This is a genomic window from Intrasporangium calvum (genome assembly GCF_028446585.1).
Lineage (GTDB): Bacteria > Actinomycetota > Actinomycetes > Actinomycetales > Dermatophilaceae > Intrasporangium > Intrasporangium calvum_A.
Genome location: NZ_JAPFQL010000112.1, coordinates 1 through 9,428, shown reverse-complemented (window position 1 = coordinate 9,428; position 9,428 = coordinate 1). Strand labels below are relative to the sequence as shown.

General features: G+C 71.8%; 10 protein-coding genes. 3 read left to right on the top strand and 7 right to left on the bottom strand.

Features of this window, described 5'->3' with window-relative positions:
- Positions 1–29: 29 nt before the first annotated feature.
- The 7 genes from OO014_RS18015 to OO014_RS17985 all read right to left on the bottom strand — a co-directional run bounded on the left by OO014_RS18015 (position 30) and on the right by OO014_RS17985 (position 5,327).
- Complete coding sequence (locus tag OO014_RS18015) at positions 30–971, bottom strand: hypothetical protein (protein WP_272463708.1); 942 nt, start codon at positions 969–971, stop codon at positions 30–32.
- Between the two features lie 109 nt (positions 972–1,080).
- Entirely contained in the window at positions 1,081–2,070 is a 990-nt protein-coding gene (locus tag OO014_RS18010) for a patatin-like phospholipase family protein (RefSeq protein ID WP_272463707.1), read from the bottom strand.
- A gap of 32 nt (positions 2,071–2,102) precedes the next feature.
- Positions 2,103–2,852: a dienelactone hydrolase family protein gene (locus OO014_RS18005; protein WP_272463706.1), complete on the bottom strand. Its 750-nt coding sequence runs from the start codon at positions 2,850–2,852 to the stop codon at positions 2,103–2,105.
- 5 nt (positions 2,853–2,857) lie between these two features.
- A complete protein-coding gene (locus OO014_RS18000) occupies positions 2,858–3,106 on the bottom strand; it encodes a DUF2630 family protein (protein ID WP_272463705.1) in 249 nt (82 codons plus the stop codon).
- A 20-nt stretch (positions 3,107–3,126) separates the two neighbouring features.
- Positions 3,127–3,816, bottom strand: a complete 690-nt coding sequence (locus tag OO014_RS17995) for a zf-HC2 domain-containing protein (RefSeq protein WP_272463704.1) — start codon at positions 3,814–3,816, stop codon at positions 3,127–3,129.
- Positions 3,813–4,301 carry a sigma-70 family RNA polymerase sigma factor gene (locus OO014_RS17990; RefSeq protein WP_272463703.1) on the bottom strand — a complete coding sequence of 163 codons (489 nt, stop codon included), beginning with the start codon at positions 4,299–4,301 and terminating at the stop codon, positions 3,813–3,815. Before OO014_RS17990 ends, OO014_RS17995 begins: the two co-directional genes overlap by 4 nt.
- Positions 4,302–4,529: 228 nt before the next feature.
- Entirely contained in the window at positions 4,530–5,327 is a 798-nt protein-coding gene (locus OO014_RS17985) for an O-methyltransferase (RefSeq protein ID WP_272463702.1), read from the bottom strand.
- 106 nt (positions 5,328–5,433) lie between these two features.
- Here OO014_RS17985 and OO014_RS17980 point away from each other — a divergent pair, with 106 nt between their 5' ends.
- The 3 genes from OO014_RS17980 to OO014_RS17970 all read left to right on the top strand — a co-directional run.
- Entirely contained in the window at positions 5,434–6,276 is an 843-nt protein-coding gene (locus OO014_RS17980; protein WP_272463701.1) for a uracil-DNA glycosylase, read from the top strand.
- Positions 6,277–6,330: 54 nt separating this feature from the next.
- The gene (locus tag OO014_RS17975; RefSeq protein ID WP_272463700.1) at positions 6,331–6,927 is read left to right on the top strand and encodes a TetR/AcrR family transcriptional regulator; all 597 of its coding nucleotides are present in this window, start codon (positions 6,331–6,333) and stop codon (positions 6,925–6,927) included.
- A 71-nt stretch (positions 6,928–6,998) separates the two neighbouring features.
- A partial coding sequence (locus OO014_RS17970) for an MMPL family transporter (RefSeq protein ID WP_272463699.1) occupies positions 6,999–9,428 on the top strand: 2,430 nt, incomplete at its 3' end.

The window sequence follows — 9,428 nt, the reverse complement described above, 5'->3', positions numbered from 1 at the left end:
CACGCCCGGGTCCGATACGTGGTGCTCGGTCAGATGGCCTTCGGCGGCAGGACACTGCGCGAGCGGTTGGTCTCGTGGGTCGCCTGCCACCTGCCGCTCCACTCACCCGTCGCGGTCGTGATCGTGAGGGCCACGTCGTAGTGGTTCACGTCCGTCACGTAGCGGTAGCCGTCACCGCCGTCCACGACGTGCTCAGTCCCCGTCTTGGTGACGGTTCCCCGCACCATGGCGGTCCCGGTCACTTCCCAGGTCTCGGGGTCGTGAAGAGCGATGGTGCCCTCCACCTGGCCGTTGCGGACCTGCAGCCGCTCGCCGGCGAAGACGGCAGGGTCCACGAGGTCGAGGGCGATCCCGAGCTCGGTCTCACGCTCGCCGTAGAAGCCGATGTAGCCGGCCCCGCCCTCGAGCTCGTAGCTGTCCGGAAGCCAGCCCTCCGAACGGTCCGCGACGGGCTGCCGGTTGAGGCGGAAGACCTCCATGTCGATGTCCCAGCCGGTGCAGGAGAGCGTGGCACTGGTGTCGCCGAGGGACAGCGTCACCGAGCCGGTGAGCGGGGTGCGCGTTCCCTCGGTCCGGGTGCGGCGGCCGTCGGGGTCGATGTCCCAGCCGGAGAGCGTCTCGGTCACCCCGCGGGTGACCTGCCCGTCGATGGTGAGGTCGCCGAGCTCGGCACCCGAGCTCGCGTCGGTCGCCGGGAAGGTCCCGAGGAGACGGTCCCCGACGAGGACGGCAGCGTCGCCGAACGCGAACGCCTCCAGGTCCCCGTCGAAGAGGACCGCCGTGAAGCTGCTGGGCGACTGGGTCGTGTCGTCGGCGGTCAGGAAGCCCCCCTCGCCGTCGCACCAGACGATGGTGCCGACGTCGGCGAAACGCTCGGGCATGGCCTGGGCCGGAGCGGCGAGAGTGACCGAGACAGCGGCCGCGAAGCCGGTCGCCGCGACGGTGGCTGCGAGTGATCTGCTGGTGCGCATGGTGGTGCCCTTCGCTGGATGGAGCCGGCCGATCGGCCGCTGGTACACCTGACGCTGCGAGTGGCCGGGGTGGTTTACCGGGGGGGCACCTCGACTGGGCGGGGCTGCCTCAGTAGCCGGCGCGGTCCAGTGCCTCGGCGGTCAGACGTCGTCCCATCTCGATCATCTCGGCGGCGCGGTGGAAGTCGAGGGTGCTGACGGCGTTGTAGGGGACCGTGACGAGGATGTCCGGCGGGTTGCTCGCGGTGCGATAGCGCGTGATCAGGGCGCTCATGGTCTCGAAGCTCATGTTGAGCAGGTCTACGGTGCCGATGTCGGGGGTGCCGAGGACCCACTCCTCGACGTCCTGCACATCGGGAAGGGGGTCGGTTGGGTCGACCGGTTCGTCCTTGCGGTGCCCGACGGCGAAGCGGCTCGCCAGCGCGCGGAGTCGCTCGGACTCCAGGACCTCGGCGGTGCTGCGTCGCAGGCGCGACGTCCACTCCTCGAAGGGCCGAGGCTCGGAGGTCTCCTTGACGGGCGTGGCGTGCCCGATCGGCGCTCGCTGGCCGGAGAGGCTCACGGCGACGGTGACGTCCGCGCTGACCGCTGTGGTCGGCTCGATCGGCAGGGGGTTGAGCAGTCCGCCGTCGACCAGGGTGCGGCCGTTGATGACGAAGGGGGTGATGACGCCGGGGATCGCGATGGAGGCCCGGATCGCGTGCACGACCGGGCCACGCTGGAACCAGACCTCGCGGCGCGCAGCCAGGTCGGTGGCGACCGCGGTGAACGGGATCGGCAGGTCCTCTATCGCGACGCCGCCGAGGATGTCCCCGACCTTGGCGATGATCCGCTCGGCCCGGATCGCCCCGCCGGGGGCGGACAGCGTGAAGTCGAGCAGACGGAACATCTCGCGCTGGGTCAACGACTGGGACCACTCGGTGTACTCGTCCAGTCGCCCTGCGGCGGCGACCCCGCCGACGAGCGCCCCCATGGAGGTGCCTGCGATGGCCACGACCTCGAACCCGCGCTCGCGGAGCACCTGGAGGGCGCCGATGTGGGCATAGCCGCGCGCTCCGCCCGAACCGAGGACCACCGCTGCCCGCATGCCATCAGCCATGAAATCGAGCCTAGCCGCGGCTCGGATCCCGCCTAGGGCAGCGTCCGGTCGAAGAGGTCCTTGAGGGCCGCGAAGTGCCGCTCCGTCGCCGCCTCGTCATAGACCGCGGTGTCGGCCATCGTGTAGCCGTGGGCAGCCCCCTCGTAGATCTCGTTGGTCGCGGCGAGGCCACTGACCCGAAGGGCCTCCTCGAGGCGGGCCACGGCCTCGGTGTCCATGCTCGGGTCGTGGTCGGCGTGGCCGAAGACGAACTCGGCGCGTGCCGCCGGGAGGGCCAGGTGCGGGCTGTCCGCGGCGTCGCTGGCGAGGCCGCCGCCGTGGAACCCGGCGCAGGCTGCGACGACGTCGGGGTGCGCGGCCGCCGCTCGCACGGCCAGCCGTGCGCCCATGCAGTAGCCGACGACGCCGATGGGGGTCCTGACGTCCTCCCGCGACGTCAACGCGGCGACGTAGGCGGCGATGTCCGCCACGGCCCGCTTGGTGGACAGGGACGAGATGCGGCGTGAGGCCACCGTGAAGAACTCCCGTCTCGCCTCCTCGGAGTCGAGTGGGCGGCCAGGCGTGGTCTCGGCGGCGGTCCCGTTGCGGTAGAACACGTTGGGCGCGAGGACGACGTAGCCCCAGGAGGCGATGCGGTCGGCCATCTCGAAGATCCGCGGGCGCAGACCGATCGCGTCCATGAAGAGCAGGACTCCGGGCAGCGAGGCGTCCGGGCCGGCACCTGGCGGCCGCGCGACGTAGGCCTCGGCCGTTCCGTCGGCGGCGGGCAGCTGAATGACCATGTGGGTCAGCCGAGGTAGCCCTCGACCGTCTTCGGGTCGCGGACGTGGGCCTCGTCGGGATTGGCGCCGAACTCCCGCTTGGCACGCCGCTGGCGGAGCAGGTCCCAGCACTGGTCGAGCTCCACCTCGATCGTGCCCAGCCGGGCGCGTTCGTCCTCCGCCGAGATCGTCCCCTGCTGGAGCGCCTCACGCAGCCGGTGCTCCTCGTCGATGAGTGACGTGATCCGGTGCTGGATGTTCAGGTCGTCAGCCATTCGCCCAGCCTGCCACGCCGTCACGTCCTCACGGTGGCGATCACGGCCCCGGACGTGGTCCGGACCTCGATGGAGCGGATCTGCTCGGGCCGCAGCGCGGTCGCCCCGGTGACCCGCGCATATCCCGAGCGGGTCCCCAGCCAGGAGCCTGCTGGCGATTCCCGACCCGCCGCGTCGATGACGTAGACGACGATCTCCTCACCCACCGGCATGTCGGAGCAGGCGAGGTCGAGCTGCGTGCCCCAGCCCCGGGTGATGAGATCGACGCCGACCGTGGCGGTCGAGCCGGCCACCGCCGTCGCGGTGTAGTGCTCCGACGGGGGTGGTGGGTCGAGGAGGGCCGGGCCCCACGCGGCACCGGCGGCGAAGACTCCTGCCGCCGCCACACCCGCTGCAGCGCCCAACCAGCCACGCCGGCGGCGCCGTCGCCGCCGGCCCTCGGCCAGCAGGTCGGCGAGGCCCACGGCGTCGGACCCGGCCACGCGCTCCGGGGACGTCGGGCGGGAGGCGAGCCCAGCAGCATACGGCTGCTCGGTGGGCGGGTCGACCAGCGAGAGGAGCCGGGGGAGCCCGGACACCTGGCCGAGCTCCGCCTGGCACGCGGCACAGGTGCGCAGGTGCTCGGTGAACGCCCGATGATCCTCGTCGGAGAGCCCTCCGAGGACGTAGCCGCCCAACAGCAGGTGCAGCTCGTCGCGCTCGCTCGTCATCTCGTCACCCCCATCTCGTCCAGGACGACGCGCAGGCTGCGCACGGCGTAGTAGGCGCGGGACTTCACGGTGCCCTCCGGCACACCCACCCGCGCGGCGGTCTCGGCCACCGAGAGCCTTTCGTAGTAGAGACACGTGACGACCTCGCGGTGCGCCGGCTGCAGCCGCGCGAGCGCCTCCTCGACGAGCACCTGGTCGAGCGCCCGGTCGATGGCCGACTCGGCCTCGGGAAGGTCGTGCAACCGCGCCTGCTGGGGGCGCCGCGTCGAGGCGCGATGCTGGTCGACGATGAGGTGCCGCGCCGTGGTGATGAGGTAGGCGCGCAGGCTGTCGGCGTCAGGAGCCTGCCGCCACACCCGCAGGATCGTCTCCTGCACGATGTCCTCCACCCGGTCGGCGTCACTCGTCGCACGCCACACGACCCGGCGGAGCATCGGGCCGTGCTCGCGATAGATCGCCTCGACGGCGTCATCGTCGAGTGGCATCTGACCAACCTCCCTCGGCACTCCTGCCCCCGGAGACGCCACTCCGGTCGCCTGGGTTCATCGAACTTCGGCGCCCGGTGCGGCGTCCTCGGGTGCATGACCCGTCGCTCGCTCCCCATCATCCTCGCGGGGCCGAGCCGCGCGGTCACGACGAAGGTGTCGTCCCCCGACGGCGGGGTCTGCTGACGGCCGTATGCCGCTGGGCTCGCTCCCGTACCTGCTCCGGGCTCAGCGCAGGGCGAGGAGGCCGATCTTGCCGATGACGGCGTTGGCCGCGACGTCCGGCCGACGCCGCACCGACTGCCAGGCCGCGCGCATCCCGTCGTTGTAGTCGATGTCGTCCAGGGCCACCAGCGCTCCGGGGGCGGCGGCTCGAGCCACCTGCGCGACGTAGCGCTCCGTCGCCGGACCCTGGTGGTTGCCGTCGATGAAGGCGTAGTCCCATTCGGCGCTGGCCAGCGTCGGGCCCAGCGTGTCGGCGAACCGCCCGACGACCACCCGGGCGTTGTCGATCCCGGCCCGCTCCCAGGTGCGCTCTGCGTATCGGGCCAGAGCGGGGTAGACCTCGAGGGAGGTGACCGCCCCGGTGCCCTGGATCGCGGCCGCCTGGTAGGCCGCGGAGATCCCGACGCAGGTGCCGAGCTCGATGGCCTGTCGGGGCTGCCACGCGCTGACGACGTGGTGCAGGAGGCGAGCGCCGGACGGCGGCTGGGAGGCACGGGCGCAGATCCAGGCGAGCGACTGCGTCGACTCCTCCGCCCAGGGCACGAGCTCGGCACTGCGCAGCAGGTCGTGGCGTGCTGCCTCGATCCGCTTCAGGGCCTCGCGTGGCTGCCCCAGGACGCGGTCGGCGGCGATGGACTCGAGCGCCTGCGCGAGGCGCTCGGCCCGGGGGTCCGCCTGCTGGCGCAGCCGCTCTGCCTGCTGCGCTGCCGATGACCGGATCCGGGGCAGCAGCAGGCGTGCCTTGAGCTCGACCCGCGCGAAGAGCAGCGACGGTTGCCATGGCCTGGCACTTCTGTCCACGGAGCACCTCTTTCGACAGCCACGATAGGTGAGGACCGGCGGATGCGCGCGCTGGGAGGGTGTGGATTGCGGGGCCACTCGAGCGGCGGGGTGGCAGAGTCGGTGCATGACGAGCGAGCGGCTGGACCCGCACCCGGTCACGGGGCAGCTCTTCCCGTCACCGGTGCCGCCGGGAACGGGTTGGCCAGGCGACCCGGCCACCGCCGAGACACCCGTGGCGACCACGGCGGCACAGGTGCGCCGACTCGCCGGCACCGCGCCGAGCGTGGCCGAGGTGGACGCCCGGGTGTCGGTGTGCCGGGCCTGTCCGCGCCTCGTCGCCTGGCGCGAGGAGGTGGCCACCACCGGCCGGCGCGCCTCCTTCGTCGAGCAGCCCTACTGGGGGCGGCCCGGCCCTTCCTTCGGCGACCCGGAGGCGCCGGTCCTCATCGTGGGCCTGGCCCCGGCCGCCAACGGCACGAACCGCACCGGCCGGATGTTCACCGGAGACCGTTCCGGGGACTGGCTCTATGCGGCGCTCTTCCGGGCCGGCCATGCCTCCCAACCAACGTCGGTCGCCGCAGGGGACGGATTGTCACTCAAGGGGATTCGGATCGTTGCGGCCGTCCGGTGCGCGCCACCGGCCAACCGGCCCACGACGGAGGAGAAGGCCACCTGCTCGGGCTGGCTCGACCGCGACCTGGAGCTCACCGCGGCGGCGCCGACGGGGTTGCGGGCCATGCTGGCGCTGGGGTCGATCGGCTGGGATGCGGCGCTCGGAGCGGCGCGACGGCTCGGCTGGCAGGTGCCGCGGCCCAAGCCCCGGTTCGGCCACGGCGCCGAGACCATGCTGACCCGGCCTGACGGGTCCATCGTCCGGCTGCTCGGCAGCTACCACGTGAGTCAGCAGAACACCTTCACCGGCAAGCTCACCGAGACCATGCTCGACGAGGTCATCGCCCGGCTGTGATATTGCCGAATGGGAAATATTGCCCATTGGGCAATGATGTGTGATGCTGTCAGCATGACCGAGACAGGACTGCGCGAGGCCAAGCGCCGGGCCACCGCCCACGCCTTGGCCGAGGCTGCGTTCGACCTGGCCGTCGAGCGTGGCGTCGACGGCTTCACCATCGACGACGTCGCCGCCCGGGCCGGCTACTCCCGTCGCACCTTCGCCAACCACTTCTCCTGCAAGGAGGAGGCGATCACCGGGCTCGCGGTCGAGCGGCTCAGGGAAGGGCTCGAGACCATGCCGGAGGTGCCCGAGGACACCCCCCTCCTCGACTGGCTCATGGCCCTCGCCCGCCACCAGCTCTCCGGAGGGATGTTGCCGCTCCTCCAGCAGCTGCGGCACCTGGCGGTTGATCACCATGGCCTCGAGCCCTACCTCGCCGACGTCCAGCTGCAGATCCGCCGCACCGCCCAGGACGCGGTCTCCGCGCGGGCCGGGTCGAACGTCTCACGCCTGTCCAGCCACATCCTCGTCGGCGCTGCGTACGGCGCCCTCATGGCGGTGCTCGACGGCCGGGTTCCCATCCGTCACCCCGGCGACACGAGCGAAGGCCTCACCGTCGACGAGTTCCTGACGACCGTCTTCACCCATCTCCGTCGCGGGTTCTGACCAGCCCGCCACATCCCCCCACCTCGCGCGGCCGACCAGCCGCCATGCCGGCCTACCCGAAAGGCTTCCCCATGTCCCTGCTCCTCTACCGGCTCGGTAGGACCGCCTACCGCCGCCCGTGGGCCTTCGTCGCCGTCTGGTTCCTCGTCCTCGGCGCGGTCGTCGGACTCGCCCTCGCCAACGGCGGCGGCAAGATCTCCTCCAGCGTCACCATCGACGGCACGCAGAGCCAGGACGTCACCGACCGGCTCCGTGCCGAGCTCCCGGACGCCGCCGGGGGACAGGGCACGCTCGTCTTCACCGTGCCGCAAGGAGACCGGCTCGACTCCGGCGAGCGGGCCGAGGGCATCGCGGACGCGGCCACGTCCATCGCCGGCCTCGGCACCGTCGCCGACCGCAGCGCCCGCCCCGACACGGACCCGGCCGCAACCCCAAGGGCACCTGACGACGCCAGCGAGCCCAGCGGCATACGCCCGCTGGTGGTCGACGGCACGCCCGTCCCCGGCGTCCTCGTGTCGCAGGACGGCTCCGTCGCCATGCTGCAGATCCAGTTCACCGAGCAGGTCCAGGACCTTCCCGACGGAACCGTGGAGGAGGTCACCGCGCTCGCAGAGGACGCCACGGCCGGGACCGGTGTGGACGTCCTCACCACCGAGTCGCTCAAGCCGATCCACGCCCCGGTCGGCGGCCACGAGGCGATCGGTCTCGGCGTCGCAGCGCTCGTCCTGCTCATCACTCTCGGATCGCTCCGCGCCGCAGGCCTCCCGCTCCTCACCGCCCTGACCGGCGTCGGCATCGGCCTCGGCGGCGCCTTCGCGCTGTCGCAGTCGATCACCATGACGACGGCCACCCCGGTCCTCGCGCTCATGGTGGGGCTCGCCGTCGGCATCGACTATGCGCTGTTCATCGTCAACCGCCAGCGCCGGTTCATCCTCACCCAGGGTCTCCCCGCCGAGGAGGCGGCCGCCCGCTCGGTCGGCACCGCAGGCAGTGCCGTCCTCTTCGCCGGGGTCACCGTGGTCATCGCGCTGACCGGGCTCAGCCTCATCGGGATCACCTTCCTGACGACCATGGCCCTCGTCGCGGCCGCCACCGTCGTCCTCGCGGTCCTCGTCGCCCTGACGCTGCTCCCCGCGCTGCTCGGACTCGCCGGCGAGCGGATCGCCAGCGCCAAGGCCCGGGCCAGGGGTGCGACGCTCACCGTGGAGGAGCACCGCCACCTCGCGCACCGCTGGTCCGGCGCGGTCGTCCGCCATCGCTGGCTCGCCATCGTCGGCGTCGTCGCCGTCCTCGGCCTGGCCGCCGTCCCCGTCAGCGACATCTCCCTCGGGATGCCCAACGGCTCCACCGCCAACCTCGACACCGACGAGCGACAGGCCTATGACGCGATCACCCGAGGTTTCGGGGAGGGCTACAACGCACCGCTCGTCGTCGTGGCCACCCCCGAGGCCGGCAGCCGGCTCGCGCAGCAGGACGTCGCCCGCATCAGCACCACGCTGGAGGACACCCCGGACGTCAAGGCCGTGAGTCTCATGGGTGCGGACCCCGACGGCGGCACCGCAATCTTCACCGTCATCCCCGAGGAAGGCCCCGACGCGGTCTCCACCTCGGACCTCGTCGACACGCTGCGCGCCAACGGGCCGACGTTGACCGCGCCCGAAGGAGTCACCCTCGGCGTGACCGGCCTGACGGCAGTCAACATCGACATCTCCGAGAAGCTCGCCGACGTCATGCCTCTCTACATCGCGATCGTCGTCGCCCTCTCGCTGGTCGTCCTCCTGCTGGTCTTCCGCTCCGTCGTCATCCCGCTCAAGGCGACGCTCGGCTTCCTGCTCAGCATCGGCGCCACCTTCGGCGTCGTCACCGCGGTGTTCCAGTGGGGCTGGCTCAAGGACCTCTTCGGCTTCGACACGACCGGCCCGATCCTCAGCTTCCTGCCGATCATGGTCACCGGCATCCTCTACGGCCTGGCCATGGACTACGAGATGTTCCTGGTCAGCTCGATGCGCGAGGCGCACGTCCACGGCCACCGCGGCCGGGACGCGATCGTCCACGGCTTCGACCAGGCCAGTCGCGTCGTCGTGGCCGCGGCGATCATCATGGTCTCCGTCTTCGCGGGCTTCATCTTCAGCGAGGACCCGATGATCAAGCAGTTCGGCCTCGCGCTCGCCGTCGGCATCCTCGTCGACGCCTTCCTCGTCCGCATGACCCTCGTGCCTGCCGTCATGTCGGTGCTCGGCGAGACCGCCTGGTGGCTGCCGCGCCGGCTCGCCGCCGTGCTGCCCAACCGCGACGTCGAGGGCGACCAGCTCAAGCGTCACCTGCGCCGGCAGCCGGAGCAGGAGAAGCGGCCACTCCGCGCCCTGCCCGCGCACCGCCCGCGGCACGAGGCACCACTGGTGGCGGCCGGTCCGGCCGCCACCCCCAACGGCAATGGCCACCACCGCGAAGGAGCTCTGTCGATGGCCTTCCAGATCCCACCCTCCCGCAAGGGCCTGCCC